General features: G+C 39.5%; 18 protein-coding genes and 1 riboswitch. Of the genes, 7 read left to right on the forward strand and 11 right to left on the reverse strand.

The window, feature by feature from the left end:
* Window positions 1-31: 31 nt before the first annotated feature.
* From ilvC to QM877_RS06665, 11 genes are all read right to left on the reverse strand, one after another.
* The gene (gene ilvC / locus QM877_RS06615; protein ID WP_045763621.1) at window positions 32-1,054 is read right to left on the reverse strand and encodes a ketol-acid reductoisomerase; all 1,023 of its coding nucleotides are present in this window, start codon (window positions 1,052-1,054) and stop codon (window positions 32-34) included.
* Window positions 1,055-1,272: 218 nt separating this feature from the next.
* Window positions 1,273-1,749, reverse strand: coding sequence for an acetolactate synthase small subunit (gene ilvN, locus QM877_RS06620; RefSeq protein ID WP_075232057.1), 477 nt, complete (start codon window positions 1,747-1,749; stop codon window positions 1,273-1,275).
* The gene (locus QM877_RS06625) at window positions 1,742-3,442 is read right to left on the reverse strand and encodes an acetolactate synthase large subunit (protein ID WP_414317935.1); all 1,701 of its coding nucleotides are present in this window, start codon (window positions 3,440-3,442) and stop codon (window positions 1,742-1,744) included. The genes ilvN and QM877_RS06625 overlap by 8 nt, the downstream gene beginning before the upstream one ends.
* A gap of 298 nt (window positions 3,443-3,740) precedes the next feature.
* Window positions 3,741-4,205, reverse strand: a complete 465-nt coding sequence (tnpA, locus tag QM877_RS06630) for an IS200/IS605 family transposase (RefSeq protein ID WP_414317936.1) — start codon at window positions 4,203-4,205, stop codon at window positions 3,741-3,743.
* Between the two features lie 205 nt (window positions 4,206-4,410).
* Entirely contained in the window at window positions 4,411-5,100 is a 690-nt protein-coding gene (rplA, locus tag QM877_RS06635; protein WP_001085672.1) for a 50S ribosomal protein L1, read from the reverse strand.
* 96 nt (window positions 5,101-5,196) lie between these two features.
* Window positions 5,197-5,622, reverse strand: coding sequence for a 50S ribosomal protein L11 (gene rplK, locus QM877_RS06640; RefSeq protein WP_001085808.1), 426 nt, complete (start codon window positions 5,620-5,622; stop codon window positions 5,197-5,199).
* 193 nt (window positions 5,623-5,815) lie between these two features.
* Complete coding sequence (locus tag QM877_RS06645; protein ID WP_414317937.1) at window positions 5,816-6,298, reverse strand: GNAT family N-acetyltransferase; 483 nt, start codon at window positions 6,296-6,298, stop codon at window positions 5,816-5,818.
* Entirely contained in the window at window positions 6,273-6,692 is a 420-nt protein-coding gene (locus QM877_RS06650; protein ID WP_049508946.1) for a ParB N-terminal domain-containing protein, read from the reverse strand. Before QM877_RS06650 ends, QM877_RS06645 begins: the two co-directional genes overlap by 26 nt.
* A gap of 27 nt (window positions 6,693-6,719) precedes the next feature.
* A complete protein-coding gene (locus QM877_RS06655) occupies window positions 6,720-7,370 on the reverse strand; it encodes a phosphatase PAP2 family protein (RefSeq protein ID WP_049508945.1) in 651 nt (216 codons plus the stop codon).
* Window positions 7,360-7,923 carry an ECF transporter S component gene (locus QM877_RS06660; RefSeq protein ID WP_000185852.1) on the reverse strand — a complete coding sequence of 188 codons (564 nt, stop codon included), beginning with the start codon at window positions 7,921-7,923 and terminating at the stop codon, window positions 7,360-7,362. The genes QM877_RS06655 and QM877_RS06660 overlap by 11 nt, the downstream gene beginning before the upstream one ends.
* 156 nt (window positions 7,924-8,079) lie before the next feature.
* Window positions 8,080-8,298, reverse strand: a riboswitch (FMN riboswitch).
* Between the two features lie 48 nt (window positions 8,299-8,346).
* Window positions 8,347-8,850, reverse strand: a complete 504-nt coding sequence (locus QM877_RS06665; protein ID WP_000181353.1) for a tRNA (cytidine(34)-2'-O)-methyltransferase — start codon at window positions 8,848-8,850, stop codon at window positions 8,347-8,349.
* 393 nt (window positions 8,851-9,243) lie between these two features.
* On the opposite strand from QM877_RS06665, the gene trkA reads away from it, so the two are divergent.
* The 7 genes from trkA to QM877_RS06700 all read left to right on the forward strand — a co-directional run bounded on the left by trkA (window position 9,244) and on the right by QM877_RS06700 (window position 19,049).
* On the forward strand, window positions 9,244-10,593 hold the full coding sequence (gene trkA, locus QM877_RS06670; RefSeq protein WP_414317938.1) for a Trk system potassium transporter TrkA: 1,350 nt from the start codon (window positions 9,244-9,246) through the stop codon (window positions 10,591-10,593).
* A 3-nt stretch (window positions 10,594-10,596) separates the two neighbouring features.
* Window positions 10,597-12,036 (forward strand): TrkH family potassium uptake protein, encoded by a 1,440-nt coding sequence (locus QM877_RS06675; RefSeq protein ID WP_414317939.1) that lies wholly within the window; start codon window positions 10,597-10,599, stop codon window positions 12,034-12,036.
* 843 nt (window positions 12,037-12,879) lie between these two features.
* Entirely contained in the window at window positions 12,880-13,572 is a 693-nt protein-coding gene (locus QM877_RS06680; protein ID WP_414317940.1) for a lysostaphin resistance A-like protein, read from the forward strand.
* Window positions 13,573-13,931: 359 nt separating this feature from the next.
* Entirely contained in the window at window positions 13,932-15,161 is a 1,230-nt protein-coding gene (gene arcA, locus QM877_RS06685; protein ID WP_049549003.1) for an arginine deiminase, read from the forward strand.
* 67 nt (window positions 15,162-15,228) lie between these two features.
* Complete coding sequence (gene argF, locus QM877_RS06690) at window positions 15,229-16,242, forward strand: ornithine carbamoyltransferase (protein WP_248034733.1); 1,014 nt, start codon at window positions 15,229-15,231, stop codon at window positions 16,240-16,242.
* A 258-nt stretch (window positions 16,243-16,500) separates the two neighbouring features.
* Window positions 16,501-17,448 (forward strand): carbamate kinase, encoded by a 948-nt coding sequence (gene arcC / locus QM877_RS06695; RefSeq protein ID WP_414317941.1) that lies wholly within the window; start codon window positions 16,501-16,503, stop codon window positions 17,446-17,448.
* Window positions 17,449-17,540: 92 nt separating this feature from the next.
* Complete coding sequence (locus QM877_RS06700; protein ID WP_414317942.1) at window positions 17,541-19,049, forward strand: YfcC family protein; 1,509 nt, start codon at window positions 17,541-17,543, stop codon at window positions 19,047-19,049.
* Window positions 19,050-19,062: the final 13 nt, after the last annotated feature.

The raw sequence follows: 19,062 nt of genomic DNA on the forward strand, positions 1-19,062 counted from the left end.
CCAACTCGCCTTCTGTTTATATTCTTAAAAATTAGTTGTAGATCTTGAATGCATCATCGTCGTTTTTACCGACAAATGGCATTGCTTTACGCAATTCTGCACCAACTTTTTCAATTTCAAGGTTAGCTGCTTGTTCACGGTAGGCAGTCAATTTTGGACGTCCAGCTTTGTAGTCATTTACAAAGTCGTTGGCGAATTTACCATTTTGAATGTCCGCAAGAACTGCTTTCATGTTTTCTTTGACTTGTTCAGTGATTACACGTGGTCCTGAAACATAGTCACCATATTCAGCAGTGTTTGAAATTGATTGACGCATTTTCTTGAATCCACCTTCATAGATCAAGTCAACGATCAATTTCATTTCGTGAAGAACTTCAAAGTAAGCCAATTCTGGAGCATAACCAGCTTCAGTCAAGACTTCAAAACCAGCTTCGATAAGAGCAGTCAAACCACCACAAAGAACTGCTTGTTCACCAAACAAATCTTCTTCAGTTTCTTCTTTGTATGTTGTTTCAAGAAGACCTACACGCGCTGCACCAACACCTTTACACCAGTCCATAGCGATGTCTTTAGCATTTCCTGTTGCATCTTGGTATACAGCGTAAAGTGCTGGAACACCAAATCCTTCTTCGTAAGTACGACGTACCAAGTGTCCTGGTCCTTTAGGAGCACACATAAAGACATCAACATCTGCAGGAACTTTGATGAATTCGAAGTGAATGTTAAAACCATGTGCAAATCCAACAGCATTTCCAGCTTCCAAGTTTGGAGCAATTTCTGCTTCGTACAATTCTTGTTGGATTTCATCTGGTGCCAAGATCATGATAACATCAGCCAATTTAGTTGCTTCTGCTACTGTGTAAGTGTCAAAACCATCTTCTTTTGCTTTATCGAAAGATTTACCTGGACGTACACCGATGATCACATCGCGACCTGAATCACGCAAGTTTTGAGCGTGCGCATGTCCTTGTGAACCATAACCAATAACGGCGATTTTTTTACCGTCAAGTGCTGCTACTTTTACATCTTTTTCGTATTCCATTTGAACTGCCATAGTTTTTTCTCTCTTTTCTATTTTTATTGCCTGTTAGGCTAGTTTAACAAATTTAAGTTGGATTCTTTTACTCAATGAAAATCAAAGAGCAAACTAGGAAGCTAGCTGCAGGTTGCTCAAAGCACTGCTTTGAGGTTGTAAATAAGACTGACGAAGTCAGTAACATATACCTACGGCAAAGCGACGCTAACGTAGTTTGAAGAGATTTACGAAGAGTATTAGTCGCGGGTAAATCCAGTTGCACCCGTACGAGCGATATTCTTGATACCGTAAGGTCGAATGACTCGAATCAAGGCTTCACTCTTCTCTGCATTCCCAGTCATCTGAATGGTAATGGACCCTGGAGCTACATCGACTACCGTTGCACGGAAAGGTTGGATAATAGCCAAAATTTCTGCACGCTTTTCAGCAGGCGCTGAAACCTTTATAAGAATTACTTCTCGTTCTAAGTGGGGCTGATCCGTGATATCACGAATGCGAATCACATCAATCTGACGATTCAGTTGTTTGATGATTTGCTCAACTTCATCATGTGATGCAACATCGATGATAATGGTAATTCGTGATACATTAGGATTTTCCGTTGCCCCCACAGAAATGCTTTCAATATTGACTTGACGTCTCGATAAGACTCCTGTGAAGCGATTGAGAACACCTGAACGGTTTTGAAGTTTGGCTGTTAACATTCTACGCATTAAACTTCACCCCCAACATCTCATGATTACTCTTACCAGCTGGTACCATCGGTAAAACATGTTCTTTCCGAGAAATGTCTACTTCAATAAACATTGGTTCATCTTCCATGATGACTTCCAAATCCTTCTCAAGAGTTTCAGGATTATCAAACTTATAATTCTTAATTCCATAGGCTTGAGCCATCAATTGGAAATCTGGAAGGCTATCAAAGACCGACTCTGAAGTTCGACCATCATAGAAGGCTTCTTGCCACTGGCGAACCATCCCGAGTGAATGGTTATTAAGCATGATGACCTTGATTGGAATCTTGTAAATATTTAAGATTGCCAATTCCTGATTAGTCATCTGGAAACCGCCATCTCCGACAAAGAGAACAACTTCTTTATCTGGATTAGCAATCTTAGCACCAATAGCTGCTGGAACTCCGAATCCCATGGTTCCTAGACCACCTGATGTTACGAGTTGTCGCTCGTTTTGGTAAGGATAGTATTGAGCCGTCCACATTTGGTGTTGTCCAACGTCTGTTACAACAATGGCATCGCCATTGGTCAACTCACCGACGCGTTCAATAACTGCTTGAGGTTGAACCACACGTTCTTTCTTATCATAAGAACGAACACGATTCTTATCTTTGGTAACTTTTTCAATCCATTTTTCAGTATTGTTACGAACGATTGGCTCAGCTAGTAACTGCTGCAAAGCCTTTTTCGCATCACCAACAACTGGAATGTCAACTGCGATAATCTTACCAATCTCTGCAGGATCGATATCAATATGCGCTACTTTTGCATTCTTAGCAAAGGTCTTAGGATTTCCAGTCAAACGGTCATCAAAGCGGCAACCAATAGAAATCATAAAATCAGCTTCAGTCATTGCGATATTTGCTGCAAAGGAACCATGCATTCCGCCCATTCCCAAAAACAGTGGATGGCTAGTTGCAATTGTTCCCTGTCCCAAAAGACTTGTCACAACTGGAATTTGATAACGCTCTGCAAATTCATTTAACTCTGCTGCAGCCTCAGCGTAACTAATCCCACCCCCAGCTAGCAAGACTGGTTTTTTAGCCTTAGACAATTGCTTCAAGATTTTCTTGATTTGCATATCATTTGGCTCAAGTGTTGGCTGATAACTTGGTAAATCTATCTCTGGAGAGTAAATGAAGTCTGTCTCAAGCGCAGAAACATCTTTTGGTAGGTCAATGACGACTGGCCCTGGACGACCTGTAGTCGCAATATGCACAGCTTCTGTAATAATTCGCGGAATATCCGCAGTTTCTCGAACCTGATAATTGTACTTAGTGATTGGCATGGTGATACCAACGATATCAGCTTCTTGAAAAGCATCCTTACCGATTCCCGCTCTTGCAACTTGTCCTGTGAAGGCCAAAAGGGGAACACTATCGCTCATAGCATCTGCGATCCCTGTAATGGCATTTGTAGCTCCTGGTCCGCTTGTGACGACTGCAACACCCAGTTTTCCTGTTGACTTAGCATAACCTTCAGCTTCGTGAAGACAGCCCTGCTCATGGCGACCTAGAATATGGCGGATTCCCTTAAAATTATAAATAGCATCATATAAAGGAAGTACTGCTCCACCAGGATAGCCAAAAATCGTGTCGATTCCTAAGTCGCGAAGTGTTTCCAAAACAAGATCCGATCCCGTCTTAGGTGAGTCTAAAATGATTTTCTCCATCGTTCCCCTTTCTCTTCTCTATAAAAATAGCTTGTTACTATCATACCATTTTTTCAAAAATTTTCAAGAGAAAAGAGCAAATTTTCTGAATTTTCTATCTAGATACTTTACAATATCAAATAGATTAGAAAGTTTATACGTATTTTTATTTTTTGAATCATGACCACCCGTCAAACGGGTGGTTTGTACCAGGGCTATAAGCCCAGATAACTAGCCAGCGCCTAAAGACGCTGGCTTTCACTTTGTTCAAGCCTTATTGCATTTGACTCGTCACAAGCCTCTCAAAGAGGCATATGTACTACTTGCCACTATCCCTAAAGGGATCTTCATATTCTTTTACACTCAACTTATCTAAAGCAATATCTTTTCGCTCTTGTTCCTGAATGTATTTCTTTATTGTGGCTTCATTGAGGCCAACTGTACTCACATAATATCCCTCTGCCCAAAAATGTCGATTTCCAAACTTATATTTCAGATTTGCGTGTTTATCGAACATCATTAGAGCGCTTTTACCTTTTAAATATCCCATGAAACTTGAAATACTAATTCTAGGTGGAATACTTACCAACATATGAACATGATCTAGCATTAAATGGCCCTCGATAATCTCAACACCTTTATAACTACATAATCTATGAAATATTTCTCCCAAACTACTTCGATATTGATTATAGATCACTTTTCGTCTATACTTAGGGCTGAACACAATGTGATATTTACACATCCATTTTGTGTGTGATAAACTATGTGCTTTTTGAGCCATATTTTTTTCCTTTCGCTTTACAATTGGCTTGAACACCTTAATTGTATCGCGTTTGGAGTTTTTTGGTATAACCTTCGATGCGCACCCGCATAGCGGGTGGTTTTTTCGTCTCGCACCTAACGGAGCGAGACGGACTGAAAATCACATAATAGAAAAAAGGTTGAGACAAACTTGTCTTCAACCTTTCATGTTAAATTATTACTAATTAAAGTGAGTTAACGTCAACCTTGATACCAACACCTTGAGTAGTTGTGATTGTCAAGCTTGTTACGTAAGTTCCTTTAGCAGTAGCTGGTTTAGCTTTTTGGATTGTTTCGTTGAATGCTTTGAAGTTTTCAACCAACTTGTCAGCTTCAAATGAAACTTTACCGATGATGGCTTGTACGATACCTGCACGGTCTGCACGGTAAGTGATTTTACCACCTTTAGACTCTTCAACTGCTTTAGCAACATCCATTGTTACAGTACCAGTTTTAGGGTTTGGCATCAAGTTACGAGGTCCAAGGACACGTCCAAGACGTCCAACAAGAGCCATCATGTCAGGTGTAGCAATAACTACGTCGAAGTCCAACCAACCGTCGTTGATTTTAGCAACAAGGTCGTCTTCACCAACGAAGTCTGCACCAGCAGCTTTTGCTTCTTCAGCTTTTGCGCCACGTGCAAATACAAGAACGCGAGCTGTTTTACCAGTACCGTTTGGCAATACCATTGCTCCACGGATTTGTTGGTCAGCTTTTTTAACGTCGATGTTCAAGTTGTAAGCAACTTCTACAGTTGCGTCAAATTTTGCGAAGTTAGTTTCTTTTGCAAGAGCTACAGCTTCTTCTACGCTGTATGCTTTTGTGCTGTCGATCTTCTCAAGAGCAGCACGAAGTTGTTTGCTTTTTTTAGCCATTTTCTATTCTCCTTGTAAGTGGTTCAATCGATTTTCATCTCCCACGTCACTTCTCGAAATGATGAAGTCTTGCGGGTTATATAGGGATGTTATTGATTAGTCAACAACAGTGAATCCCATAGAACGAGCAGTACCTTCGATCATACGCATTGCAGACTCAATGTTTGCAGCGTTCAAATCTGGCATCTTAGTTTCTGCAATTTCTTGTACTTGTGCACGAGTAACTGTAGCAACTTTAGTTTTGTTAGGTGTACCTGATCCTTTTTCAACACCTGCAGCTTTTTTCAAAAGAACAGCAGCTGGTGGTGTTTTTGTAACGAAAGTAAATGATTTGTCTTCGTATACTGAGATAACAACTGGAATGATCATACCAGCTTGGTCAGCAGTACGAGCGTTGAACTCTTTTGTGAATCCCATGATGTTGATACCAGCTTGACCAAGAGCAGGTCCAACCGGTGGAGCTGGTGTAGCTTTACCAGCAGGGATTTGCAATTTTACAAGTTTTTCGACTTTTTTAGCCATTTTTAAATCCTCCTTTGTGGTTTTGGCGGTAATTTAGAGATTTTTACCTCCCACAAGTATGCTTTACACATACCCATCTATTATACACTATTTTTTAAAAAATGCAAGAGAAATTTTTATTTTTGATATTTCTTTCTGTTACAATTTTTTGGTGAAATCAATCTTCAGAATCTTCTACCACGACGGAGGGAATTCATTCAATCAAAGTCAGTACAAAACTCACTCCATTTTCAGTAGTACCACTTTCCACAAATCCAAGAGACTCAAAACATCTTCTAGAGATACGGTTGAAAGTGTAGATTTCTTGAACTTTCAATTGTTTCCAACCCTTTTGCCGAGCTAGATCAATCAAAGCCTTCAAAACCTTGCGTCCAAGTCCTTGATGTTGATAAGTTGGATTGCCAATCACAATAGGAAGATTTCCCTGAGATAAGGTTACATCCCCAATTGGAAGCCACTCTCCCTTTTCTCGAAACTCAATCCAGAACAAATCCCCGTGTCTTTCTAAATAGGAATACATGGCATTTAATTTTTCTGAACTATAAGGTATTCTAATACCGTCTACAAGTTCCACCAAATCCACATCTTGATACCAGGCCAAAGCTGCATCATGATGATCTGCTAAAAAATAGGGAACTAGACGCAAGGAATCATCTATCTGAATGATTTTTGTCATCATTTTCTAATCCAAATATTAGCTCCGCTGCTTGATTAAACCCATCACACCAGTTATACCATTTTGCTTCATACTCATCTTGAGGTAAGATATGATTTTTTAAATCCAGAACAGAGCATATCCTTCTTTTCTCACAAGCTTGCGCATAGAGTTGATAGAGTTCATCACCTCCATCTCTATCCCACTCAGCAGAAATCGTATTCTGGCCTATCAATAAAGCCTGATAAGCCCTGTGATGCCCGTCTGTAATCAACAAATAATCTCCAAATGTAAGAACACTGATTGGATTGATATTGTGCTTTTCTACCGATTGATAAAGCATCTGGATATCTTGTAATTTCTTTTCTGATAAGTATAGTTGACTCGGATGAAGATCTTTTATGTTGACTTCCATTTCTTCCTCCTCAAGAAGGGTTAATGCCTACTTCTGCTTTCCTTTGAAGCGCCATTGAAAACGCAGTTTATCGTAGAAAGGAAACTCCATAAACAAAACTCCTAGGCCTACACAAAGGCTGGCAATCACATCTGACGGGTAGTGAACTCCCAGATAAATTCTTGATACCAATACACTGACGATGTATAAACTTAGCAAGATTTGAACGATTTTTCTCCAGACTGTATTCTTAATCCTTTGACTTAAAATCACAATCAAAGTTCCAACCATAATCGTTACTGCCAGAGAATGTCCGCTTGGAAAAGAAAAACCTTTTTCTTCTACCAAGTGTAGAATTTCTGGTCGTGGTCGTTGGTAGATATTTTTAAAAGTTACAATTAAGATTCCAGCTAAAGTCAAATTCCCCAGCATGAGATAACTTTCCATCTTCCATTGCTTACGATAAAATATAAAAGCTACAATTAAAACCCAGCTAATAATGACTGGGATATCAATTAAGTGCGTAATTGCCCGAAAAAGAAGCGTTAAGGTCTCAGGTAAATCACCTCTAATGGCAGTCTGAATCGGCTGATCAAAACTGACCAGCATTTCTGGATAAAACTTGACAATATAGCCAATAATCATAAAAAGTAAAAGGGCAAAAGAGCCCTTCATCATAAATGTTTGTTTATCTTTCATAGTATTTTAAAGTTGGTTTCAAAAGGACAAACAACAACCAGAAAGAGATGGCAAAGATAATACCTTCAATCAGATTAAAAGGCAAAACCATAGTCATCAGGTAGTTGCTCAATCCTAAGATTTTCTCAATATCAAAATTAGCAAACTTAGCGTACAAAGGAACAGCATAAACATAGTTTAGAACTAGCATAGCTAGAGTTAAACCAAGCGTACCAGCTAGTGAAGCTAGGACGAAACGCATGGTTGTTCGCTCTTTTTTCCAAATCAAACCAAAAGCAAGTACAAAGACTCCCAAGGCAACAATATTCATCGGTAAACCAATATAGGTACTAACCCCTTGATTGTTCAGAAGGATTTTCAACAAGGACCGAAGGAAAAGTACTCCAAAAGCTGCTGGTAAATCCAAGACCACCAAGCCCACAAGGACCGGTAAAATACTGAACTCAATCCTCAAGAAGGATGCCGCAGGTAGAAGCGGAAAGTCAAAGTACATCAACACAAATGAAAGTGCTGATAGAATTGCAATGGTCGAAAGTCGACGTGTGTTTGTCATAACAGGTTCCTCCAATTTTCTATAAAATCAGAAGAAGTTGGAAAGGATTCCTCTATCTATCCTTTATTTTTATATTCCAAAAGTTCCCCCTCACTCTTTTTAGCAAGCGGTTGCAATTTATCTATAAAAAATCAATTAGAATAGACAAAGCCATTCTTTCGTCTTCTCCCATCCAGACTATACTGTCGGTTGTGGAATCTCACCACATCAGCTTGCGCTCGCGGACTTATTTGGCTAAGATATTTTAGATTTATCTAGACGTCGCAGTCGAAGATAATACTTAAAGTATATCGAGACAAGACAACGAAGAGAAAGCTAAAATAGCTAGTCAAATTCACCGCCGGTCGGGAATCTCACCCAGCCCTGAAGACCCCTTTATGATAACAAAAAAAGCTTGCAAGCGCAAGCATTTTATCTAAGTGTTTATTTCAACTTATCTGTTTCGTAAGTGTGAACCAGTTCGAGACCCGCAAAGTTTTGTTGACGAAGTGCCTCATAAACAATCATACAAACTGTATTTGAAACATTGAGACTACGAACATGCTCATCATTCATGGGAATGCGGAGAGCTTTTTCTGGATGCTCACGCATAAATTCCTCAGGCAAGCCCTTATCTTCTCTCCCAAAAAGAAAATAATGATCTCCTTCTGTCGTGAAATCTGCATCTGAATAGACTTTTTCTGCAAACTTGGAAATCAAGTAGAGCTGACCATCCATTTTTTCCATAAAATCAGCCAAACTATCATAAAAATGAATCTCAAGTTTGTCCCAATAATCTAGACCTGCTCGCTTCATCTTACGGTCATCGATAGGAAAGCCCATCGGTTTAATAATATGAAGGGGCGCATTCGTTGCTGCGCAGGTACGAGCAATATTACCCGTATTTTGTGGAATCTGGGGTTCAAATAATACAATGTGATTTGTCATGCCTTGTTTCCTCTCACTAGTGCAAAAAAATAGCCACACTGCCCGGAGTCAAGCTCAGCAAACAGCGTGGTTAAGGCGTCGTTAACTTACCTCACAACAGGTTTGAAGTAAATCAGCGAAACTACTGTTTTAGTATATCACTTTCAGCTTGATTGTCAATAGAAATGACTTGATTTTTTCAATTTTTTTACAAACATATTTACATTAGCTAAAAATGCTTATGTATTCATTAGAATTACACGAAAATAGCTGATTTATATCTTAAATTTTTAACAAGTAAGATTATCAGTGGGACAATTTTCTACCCCTATAATGAAAAGAGTCGGTTGCCGAGTGCATTTTATTCTAAAAAAGAGTATGATAGATACATATTGAAAAAGTAGGTTATTTAATATGAAGATTATTCTTGTCGGAGGGGGGAAAGTTGGATCTGCCCTTTGTCGTTCACTTGTCGCTGACAATCATGATGTTGTTCTAATTGAACAGAACGAAACGGTTCTTAATTATATGACAAGCCGTTTTGATATTATTGGAATTGCTGGTAATGGGGCTGACTTTGCCATGCTAGAAGCTGCCAATGTTCAAGACTGCGATATTTTCATCGCTATGACTCAATATGACGAGGTCAATATGGTCTCTGCTGTCTTAGCTAAAAAAATGGGTGCCAAGGAAACCATCGTCCGTGTTCGCAATCCTGAGTATTCCAACCCTTACTTTAAAGAAAAAAATATTCTCGGATTTTCTCTTATTGTCAATCCAGAACTCCTTGCAGCTCGGGCTATCGCTAATATCATCGACTTCCCAAATGCTCTTTCTGTTGAGCGTTTTGCAGGTGGTTTGGTTAGTTTGATGGAATTCAAGGTTCGAATTGATAGTAATATTTGTCAGATGTCTATTGTTGATTTCCGTAAAAAGTTTGGTAATGTTATCGTTTGTGCCATTGAGCGCGATCATAAGCTCATGATTCCAAGTGGGGATATGGTCCTCCAAGATAAGGATCGGATTTTTGTTACAGGTAACCGTGTAGACATGATGCTTTTTCATAACTATGTCAAATCTCGTGTCGTTAAAAGTTTACTCATTATTGGAGCTGGAAAAATCGCTTACTACCTTGTTGGTATTTTGAAAGATAGCCGTATTGATACCAAGGTCATTGAGCTTAATCCAGATCGTGCAGCATTTTTCAGTCAAAAATATCCAAAACTCTATATTGTGCAAGGTGATGGAACCGCAAAAGATATCCTCCTAGAAGAAAGCGCCCAACACTACGATGCTGTCGCAACTCTCACTGGCGTTGACGAAGAAAACATTATTACATCTATGTTCTTAGATAGTGTTGGTGTTCAGAAAAACATCACCAAGGTCAATCGAACTAGCCTTTTAGAGATTATCCATGCACCTGAGTTTTCTAGTATTATCACACCCAAAACCATCGCTGTAGATACTATCATGCACTTTATCCACGGTCGTGCCAATGCCCAATATTCAGATCTTCAAGCGATGCACCACCTTGCAAATGGACATATTGAGACTCTTCAATTTCTCATCAAGGAAGCCAATAAAATGACTGGCAAACCCTTGTCTCAATTGAAACTCAAAAAAGATATTTTAATTGCTGCTATTATCCGCAACGGAAAAACAATCTTCCCAACAGGTGAAGATAGCCTTCAAGTCGGTGATAAGTTAGTTGTCATCACACTACTATCAAATATCACCAAGATTTATGATCTGTTAGAGAGGTAAGCTATGAATAGAAGTATGGTACGATTTCTTCTTGCAAAGCTACTCTTGATCGAAGCTGGTCTACTTTTAGTTCCAGTTAGCATTGCTCTTTATTATCGAGAATCGAGTCAAGTTTTTACAGCTCTTTTCTCTACCATCGGAATCCTTGTTGTTCTAGGTCTTCTCGGCATCATCAGCAAGCCTAAAAAACAGCGAATCTATGCAAAAGAAGGGGTCTTAATTGTAGCTCTCTGTTGGATCCTCTGGTCATTCTTTGGTGCCCTTCCCTTTGTCTTTTCAGGGCAAATTCCCGATATGATAGATGCCTTCTTTGAGATTAGTTCTGGCTTCACAACAACGGGAGCAACCATTTTAAATGATGTTTCTGTCTTAAGTCGTTCTCTTCTATTTTGGAGGAGTTTTACCCACCTCATCGGAGGGATGGGGGTACTGGTTTTTGCCCTAGCTATTATGGACAATGCTAAAAATAGTCACCTAGAAGTTATGAAGGCTGAGGTTCCAGGACCAGTATTTGGCAAGGTTGTATCTAAGCTAAAAAATACAGCTCAAATCCTTTATATCCTCTACCTGGCTATGTTTGCCCTCTTTGTAATTATTTATTACCTTGCTGGGATGCCACTCTACGATAGTTTTGTTATCGCTATGGGTACTGCTGGTACTGGTGGCTTTACTGTTTATAATGACGGAATTGCCCACTATCACAGTTCTCTCATCACCTATCTGACAAGTGTCGGGGTTTTGATGTTTGGTGTCAATTTCAATCTCTACTACTACCTCATGCTCCGTCGTATCAAGGAATTCTTTTTTGATGAAGAACTCCGAGCATATCTCTTGATTGTGGCTATATCTACTGGTCTAATCACACTCAACACGCTTCATCTCTATAGCGGAGTTTCTCAAAGCTTTGAGATGGCCTTCTTCCAAGTATCTAACATCATTACCACTACTGGTTTTGGATATGGAGATATCACGAACTGGCCTTTGTTTTCTCAATACATCTTGCTAATGCTGATGGCAATCGGTGGTTCTGCTGGTTCTACCGCTGGTGGTCTCAAGATCATCCGTGGAGTCATCCTGTCTAAAATTGCTAAAAATCAAGTCTTGTCTACCATATCACCTCACCGTGTGTTAACCCTTCAGGTTAATCAAACGGTTATTGATAAGGATACCCAGCACAAGATCCTGAAGTATTTTGTGGTTTATATCATGATTCTACTCAGTTTGATTTTCATCGTCAGTTTAGATACCAATAATTTAATGGTTGTCACGAGTGCTGTTTTCAGTTGCTTTAACAATATCGGTCCTATTTTAGGAACAACTGCAAGTTTCTCAATTTTTAGTCCATTTTCAAAACTTCTACTATCCTTTGCTATGATTGCAGGACGTCTTGAAATCTATCCAATCATACTACTCTTTATGAAGCGCACTTGGTCTAAACGTTAGAACACCTATCTCCTCTCTTCAAGGAACCCTTGAAGGGGGATTTTTTAGTTTCAAAAGACAAGACAGCTCTAAAAATCGACAATTGGGAATTTAAGGACTTTTCTAACCTATCTTTTAGCTATAATAAGAAAAAAATATAGGGGATACTTTATGGAAAAAGTCATAAAATCAATTCGACTACTTTTATTCTTTGCCTTAATCCAACTGGCACTTTGTAGTTGTATCTTTTGGTCTGGAACCTCTCTGGTCCTTAAACAATCCTGTTTTTATTTTCTACTGGCTTTATTGGGCTTATCTGGGTCTTGTGCCTTTATGCATTATTTATCTAGTCACAACTTAAAAAGAGATAGACTGATTGACAGGGGTCGCTTTATCTTTTTATTTTATAGTATGATGATTGTGGTCAACCTCTGCGGGGTTGGGCTGGTTCTATCAGAGACTATCGTTACTGTCAACTTACTTCAAAAAGAAGCTGTAGAACTCATCCTCCCCTCCTTCTTTTTTCTCTTTGGAGTTGATCTCGTTACCTTTCTCCCCTTGAAAAAATGGAGAAGGTTACAAAAAAATTCCAGTAGCAAGGAAGTGAGATTTTCCGTCATCATCATTTCTATTTTAATCTTCCTACGTAATCCAATCACCATTTTATCGATTGCTTTTTATATTGGCCTTGGTGCTCTATTTCTCAGTTTTTTATTCCCAAAAAATTTGAGACAGGAGGTATCATTCTACGGTCATTTGATTCGGGATATTCTATTTGTCGTCTGTACTTTCCTCTTATGGTAACAAATAGAATCCTCCCAGCAATTGTGTTATAATTAGATAAAAATTTTAGGAGACATATCAATGAACTTTTTTAAAGATTTTCGTAAACGACTCGCGTGGTTTGGGATTTTGTTAGTAGCTATCTTTCTCTCTCAGACTCCTATGCTAACTCTAGCTATACTAACTAAAATTCAGTTTAATCCAATCTGGTCACCAATTCTTGTGTCCCTTATTTCGATTCTTGTGATCGCTATCTTTTTATACGGAGCCCATAAGAGCAAGTTACTAGTATTTAAGCCTAAACTCTTAACGATTAATGATCTTCCTCGTATTGTTTTGAGTTATTTGACAATCTTTGTTGGAAATCTTGTAGGTGGCATCTGGTTACAACTCATAAAACAAACAACAACTTCTAATCAGCAAGTAATTAACAACCTTATTTCTGAAAGCTCTCTGATTAGCAGTTTCTTCCTCATCGTTTTAATCGCACCTATTTGTGAAGAAATCATCTGTCGCGGGATTATTCCTACCAAACTCTTCCAAGGCTACGAAAAGTTTGGCTATGTTATTGGTTGGTTGATCTTCCTCCTTGCGCACAGACCTTCTAATTTCCCTTCCTTCTTGATTTATGGCTGGATGTCAGCCGTCCTCACTTGGACTGCTTATCGTACCAGACGTTTGGAAATGTCTATCTCGGTCCATATGATACTTAATAGTATCAGCTTCATCTTACTGGCACTCTTCATAATTTTTATGAAAAATTTCGGTATCTAATACCCAACTATCCATTCCCTAAGACTAGAATGTTTCGTTCCAGTCTAAGGGATTTTTATTTGAAAAAACAGTAAAAAAGCGCAAAAAATTCACCTTTTTCTACTATCTCAAAAGTTTTTTAAAAAAATTTTAAAAATATTTTTATGCATAAATTTTATAGAATATAAAAATAAGTTAACTTAACATGTATATTTGTGAATATTCTTATAAAAAAAATGTAAGAAATCCTTTAAAATAGCCATTTCAAAGCCTTTTAGTCCTTATCATATCCCTTGTAATGCATATTAATTTGTGATACCATTAACTTGTAAGCGATACCAATATCATTTGGTACACACGAGAAAAAAAGGAGGATACACATGTCTTCACATCCAATTCATGTTTTCTCAGAAATTGGGAAACTGAAAAAAGTTATGTTGCACCGTCCGGGTCAAGAATTAGAAAACTTGATGCCAGATCACCTTGAGAGGTTGCTCTTTGATGACATCCCATTTTTAGCAGATGCCCAAAGTGAACACGACGCCTTTGCTCAAGCACTCCGTGACGAAGGAATCGAAGTGCTCTATCTTGAACAATTGGCTGCTGAATCATTAACTTCTCCAGAAATACGCGACCAGTTCATCGAAGAATATCTCAACGAAGCAAATATTCGTGGTCGACAAACTAAAAATGCCATCCGAAAACTGCTTCATGATATTGACGACAATCTTGAACTGATCAAAAAAACAATGGCAGGTGTTCAAAAAGTTGAATTGCCTGACATCCCTGAAGAAGGCAAAGGATTAACTGACTTGGTTGAATCTGACTATCCGTTTGCCATCGATCCAATGCCAAACCTTTACTTCACCCGCGACCCATTTGCGACTATCGGGAATGCAGTATCACTTAATCACATGTACGCCGATACACGCAATCGCGAAACACTTTATGGTAAGTACATCTTCAAGCATCACCCAATTTATGGTGGCAAAGTAGAGCTCATCTATAACCGTGAAGAAACTACTCGGATTGAAGGTGGAGATGAACTTGTTCTTTCAAAAGATGTCCTAGCAGTTGGGATCTCTCAACGGACTGATGCCGCTTCTATCGAAAAACTTTTGGTTAATATCTTCAAAAAGAATGTTGGCTTCAAGAAAGTTTTGGCTTTTGAATTTTCAAACAGCCGTAAGTTCATGCACTTGGATACTGTCTTCACCATGGTAGACTATGACAAATTTACAATCCACCCAGAAATCCAAGGCAATCTTCGCGTCTATTCCGTCACTTACGAAAATGAAGAACTCAAGATTGTTGAAGAAAAAGGAGATTTGGCAGAACTTCTTGCTCAAAACCTTGGTTTAGAAAAAGTTACACTCATTCCTTGTGGTGATGGTAATATTGTTGCAGCTGCTCGTGAACAATGGAATGATGGCTCTAACACACTCGCTATCGCACCAGGTGTCGTAGTCGTTTATGAACGCAACACTGTGACCAATAAGAAACTTGAAGAATATGGACTTCGTCTCATTAAGATTCGCGGCAGGGAGTTGGTACGCGGTCGTGGTGGACCTCGTTGTATGTCAATGCCGTTTGAACGCGAAGACATTTAGATTCTTCCTATTTCTGCCTAGCATCTGCTAGCAGAATCATGCTTGTTAGAAAAGGATATATAGAATGATACATTCAGTATTTCAAGGAAGAAGTTTTCTAGCTGAAAAAGATTTTACTCGTGCAGAGCTCGAATATTTGATTGGACTTTCAGCTCACTTGAAGGATCTTAAAAAACGAAACATCGAACACCGCTATCTAGCTGGTAAAAATATTGCTCTTTTATTTGAAAAAACTTCTACCCGTACACGCGCAGCATTCACAACTGCTGCAATCGATCTTGGTGCACATCCAGAATACCTGGGGGCAAACGATATTCAACTAGGTAAAAAAGAAACTACGGAAGATACCGCAAAAGTTTTGGGACGTATGTTTGATGGTATTGAATTCCGTGGTTTTAGTCAAGATATGGTTGAAGAATTAGCTGAATTCTCTGGTGTTCCTGTTTGGAATGGCTTGACGGATAAATGGCACCCAACTCAAATGCTTGCAGACTACTTGACAGTACTAGAAAATTTCGGACATCTTGAAGGTTTGACATTGGTTTACTGTGGTGACGGTCGTAACAATGTTGCCAATAGCCTTCTAGTAACAGGAGCCATCCTTGGTGTGAACGTTCATGTCTTTTCACCAAAAGAACTCTTCCCAGATCAAGCAGTTGTTGCACTGGCTGAGGGATATGCCAAAGAAAGTGGGGCTCACATCCTCATCACAGAAGATGCTGATCAAGCTGTAAAAGGGGCTGATGTCCTTTACACTGATGTTTGGGTATCTATGGGCGAAGAAGATAAGTTTGCAGAACGCGTCGCTTTGCTAAAACCTTATCAAGTCAATATGGATCTTGTTAAGAAAGCAGGCAATGAAAACTTAATCTTCCTCCACTGCTTACCAGCCTTTCATGATACAAACACAATCTATGGCAGACAAGTAGCTGAGAAATTTGGTGTAAAAGAAATGGAAGTAACTGATGAGGTCTTCCATAGCAAATATGCTCGTCAGTTTGATCAAGCAGAAAATCGTATGCACACCATCAAAGCCGTTATGGCTGCTACACTAGGAAATCTCTACATTCCTAAAGTGTGATACAAACTATAAGAAACAGCTTAGGGGCTGAGACTAGTGTTTTAGTCCGGTCCCTTTTTGTAATAGTTACGAGCTCTGAGTTGGAATTCCCCAATAGTCACCATTCAAGCAAAAACCTCATAACAAGTAACTGCCTTCCAGTTATTCACATTTCGAAATTCCAACTCAACTCGTCCCTACAAAGTCTTTCTTCTCAACTTCCAAAGCCAAGCCTTTAACCAAAATTGGCTTTTGTTCATCCAAAAGAAAGGAGCGCTCATGTCTCATCGTAAAATCGTTGTCGCTCTTGGAGGAAATGCCATTCTTTCCACAGATCCATCTGCTCAAGCTCAAGAAGCTGCTCTGGCAGAAACAGCACGCCATCTGGTAAAACTCATCCAAAATGGTGATGAATTGATTATCACCCATGGCAATGGACCGCAAGTTGGTAACCTTCTCCTCCAACACCTAGCAGCCAATTCCGAAAAAAATCCTGCCTTTCCTCTCGATTCACTTGTTGCTATGACTGAGGGCAGCATCGGTTTTTGGCTCCAGAATGCTCTGGAAAATGCTTTACAGGATATTCATCTTGATAAAACTGTCGTTTCTGTTGTCACACAAGTTGTCGTGGACAAGAATGATCCTGCCTTTCTCAATCCAAGTAAACCCATTGGTCCATTCTACTCAGAAGAAGAGGCTAAAGCAGAAAGCGAAAAAACTGGGGCTAACTTTAAAGAAGATGCAGGACGTGGCTGGCGTAAGGTAGTGGCTTCTCCAAAACCTGTTTATATCAAAGAAATCGATAGTATACGCGCACTCTTAGATAAGGGACAAATTGTCATCGCAGCAGGCGGTGGAGGTATTCCTGTAACCAAAAATGAAAACGGTTACTTCTCAGGGGTAGAAGCTGTCATCGATAAGGATTTTGCATCGCAATGCTTGGCAGAGCTAGTCGAAGCAGATCTCTTCATCATTTTAACTGGCGTAGATTATGCTTATGTCAACTATAACAAACCAAATCAAGAAAAATTGGAGCAGGTAACTGTTAGCCAACTCCAAGAATACATCCAAGAGGGGCAATTTGCTCCTGGTAGTATGCTACCAAAAATCCAAGCTGCCATTGATTTTGTAACCAATCGTCCAGCAGGAAAAGCCGTCATCACTTCCCTCAGCAATTTGGGAGCCTTGATTGAATCTGATAGCGGAACAATCATCGTTAAAGATTAGCTCTTAGTGATACCTTACAAGAAAGTTTAGTCAGCACTCTTGCCACATCATTCGTTTTTATACTGTGTGACATAGTTTAGGAGGAAAAACAAATGAGTGAAAATAAAAAAAGGTTTCAAATGCCCTCATCATACACTGTTTTGATCATCATCATTGCCATTATGGCATTTTTGACCTGGGTCATTCCTGCAGGTAAGTATGATACCAATGAAGCAGGTAACCTCATCGCAGGTACCTATCAAACTGTTGACTCTAATCCTCAAGGGATTTACGATGTCTTTATGGCGCCAATTCGTGCCATGCTCGGTCACGAACCAACTAGCGCAGCAATCGACGTTGCCTTCTTTATCCTTATGGTCGGAGGTTTTCTTGGTGTCGTAAACGCTACTGGTACACTCGATGTAGGGATTGCCTCCATCGTTAAAAAATACAAGGGCCGCGAAAAAATGTTGATTCTCATCCTCATGCCCCTCTTCGCACTTGGAGGAACTACCTATGGTATGGGGGAAGAAACCATGGCCTTCTACCCCCTTCTTATTCCTGTAATGATGGCAGTTGGTTTTGACAGTATCACTGCTGTAGCCATCATCTTACTAGGTTCTCAAGTTGGTTGTTTGGCATCTACATTGAATCCATTTGCTACTGTTATCGCTTCTGATACTGCGGGAATCTCTTCTATGGATGGGGTTATTCTCCGTGTTATCTTCTGGTTTGTAATGACAGGTATCAGCACTTACTTTGTCTATCGTTATGCAGAAAAGATTCAAAAAGATCCTACTAAATCGCTCGTTTACGCTCAACGCGAAGAAGATATCAAACACTTCAATGTTTCAGAAAACGATGATGCACCATCTACCTTGAGCAAGAAACAAAAACATGTCCTCGCTTTATTTGTATTAACCTTTATCATTATGATTGCAAGTTTCATCCCTTGGGTTGATTTGCATGTTACTGTATTTGAAGACTTCAAGAATTGGTTAATCGGACTTCCTGTAATTGGAGGAGTTATCGGTTCATCTGCTCTACCATTTGGTAGCTGGTATTTCCCTGAAGGCGCTATGCTCTTTGCCGTTATGGGGATTTTGATCGGTGTTGTCTATGGTCTCAAAGAAAGCAAGATTGTCTCAACCTTCTTAACTGGTGCTGCCGATTTGCTTTCAGTAGCCTTGATTTGTGCGGTTGCTCGTGGTATCCAAGTTATCATGAACGATGGTATGATTACTGCAACCATCCTACACTGGGGTGAAATCGGACTTCAAGGTCTCTCTCCTCAAGTCTTTATCGTATTGACCTATATCTTCTACCTACCTATGTCCTTCCTCATTCCTTCTTCATCTGGTCTTGCTAGTGCAACCATGGGGATCATGGCTCCTCTTGGAGAGTTCGTCAATGTTAAAGCAAGCCTTATCGTCACTGCCTACCAATCTGCATCTGGTGTCCTTAACCTTGTGACTCCTACTTCAGGTATTGTTATGGGTGCTCTTGCTCTTGGTCGTGTCAGCCTTGGAACTTGGTGGAAATTTGTTGGAAAACTCGTCATCGTCATTGTCGTTGCAAGTATTCTACTTCTTATCTTGGGTACCCTAGTGCCATTCTTATAGTCAAAAGGGGAAA

Source organism: Streptococcus infantis (assembly GCF_047463655.1).
GTDB classification, from domain to species: Bacteria; Bacillota; Bacilli; order Lactobacillales; family Streptococcaceae; genus Streptococcus; species Streptococcus infantis_Z.

Bases quoted from the DNA above. Each gene is read 5' to 3' on its own strand.
- ilvC (WP_045763621.1), bottom strand. From the start codon at position 1,054: ATGGCAGTTCAAATGGAATACGAAAAAGATGTAAAAGTAGCAGCACTT.
- ilvN (WP_075232057.1), bottom strand. From the start codon at position 1,749: ATGCGTAGAATGTTAACAGCCAAACTTCAAAACCGTTCAGGTGTTCTC.
- QM877_RS06625 (WP_414317935.1), bottom strand. From the start codon at position 3,442: ATGGAGAAAATCATTTTAGACTCACCTAAGACGGGATCGGATCTTGTT.
- tnpA (WP_414317936.1), bottom strand. From the start codon at position 4,205: ATGGCTCAAAAAGCACATAGTTTATCACACACAAAATGGATGTGTAAA.
- rplA (WP_001085672.1), bottom strand. From the start codon at position 5,100: ATGGCTAAAAAAAGCAAACAACTTCGTGCTGCTCTTGAGAAGATCGAC.
- rplK (WP_001085808.1), bottom strand. From the start codon at position 5,622: ATGGCTAAAAAAGTCGAAAAACTTGTAAAATTGCAAATCCCTGCTGGT.
- QM877_RS06645 (WP_414317937.1), bottom strand. From the start codon at position 6,298: ATGACAAAAATCATTCAGATAGATGATTCCTTGCGTCTAGTTCCCTAT.
- QM877_RS06650 (WP_049508946.1), bottom strand. From the start codon at position 6,692: ATGGAAGTCAACATAAAAGATCTTCATCCGAGTCAACTATACTTATCA.
- QM877_RS06655 (WP_049508945.1), bottom strand. From the start codon at position 7,370: ATGAAAGATAAACAAACATTTATGATGAAGGGCTCTTTTGCCCTTTTA.
- QM877_RS06660 (WP_000185852.1), bottom strand. From the start codon at position 7,923: ATGACAAACACACGTCGACTTTCGACCATTGCAATTCTATCAGCACTT.
- QM877_RS06665 (WP_000181353.1), bottom strand. From the start codon at position 8,850: ATGACAAATCACATTGTATTATTTGAACCCCAGATTCCACAAAATACG.
- trkA (WP_414317938.1), top strand. From the start codon at position 9,244: ATGAAGATTATTCTTGTCGGAGGGGGGAAAGTTGGATCTGCCCTTTGT.
- QM877_RS06675 (WP_414317939.1), top strand. From the start codon at position 10,597: ATGAATAGAAGTATGGTACGATTTCTTCTTGCAAAGCTACTCTTGATC.
- QM877_RS06680 (WP_414317940.1), top strand. From the start codon at position 12,880: ATGAACTTTTTTAAAGATTTTCGTAAACGACTCGCGTGGTTTGGGATT.
- arcA (WP_049549003.1), top strand. From the start codon at position 13,932: ATGTCTTCACATCCAATTCATGTTTTCTCAGAAATTGGGAAACTGAAA.
- arcC (WP_414317941.1), top strand. From the start codon at position 16,501: ATGTCTCATCGTAAAATCGTTGTCGCTCTTGGAGGAAATGCCATTCTT.
- QM877_RS06700 (WP_414317942.1), top strand. From the start codon at position 17,541: ATGAGTGAAAATAAAAAAAGGTTTCAAATGCCCTCATCATACACTGTT.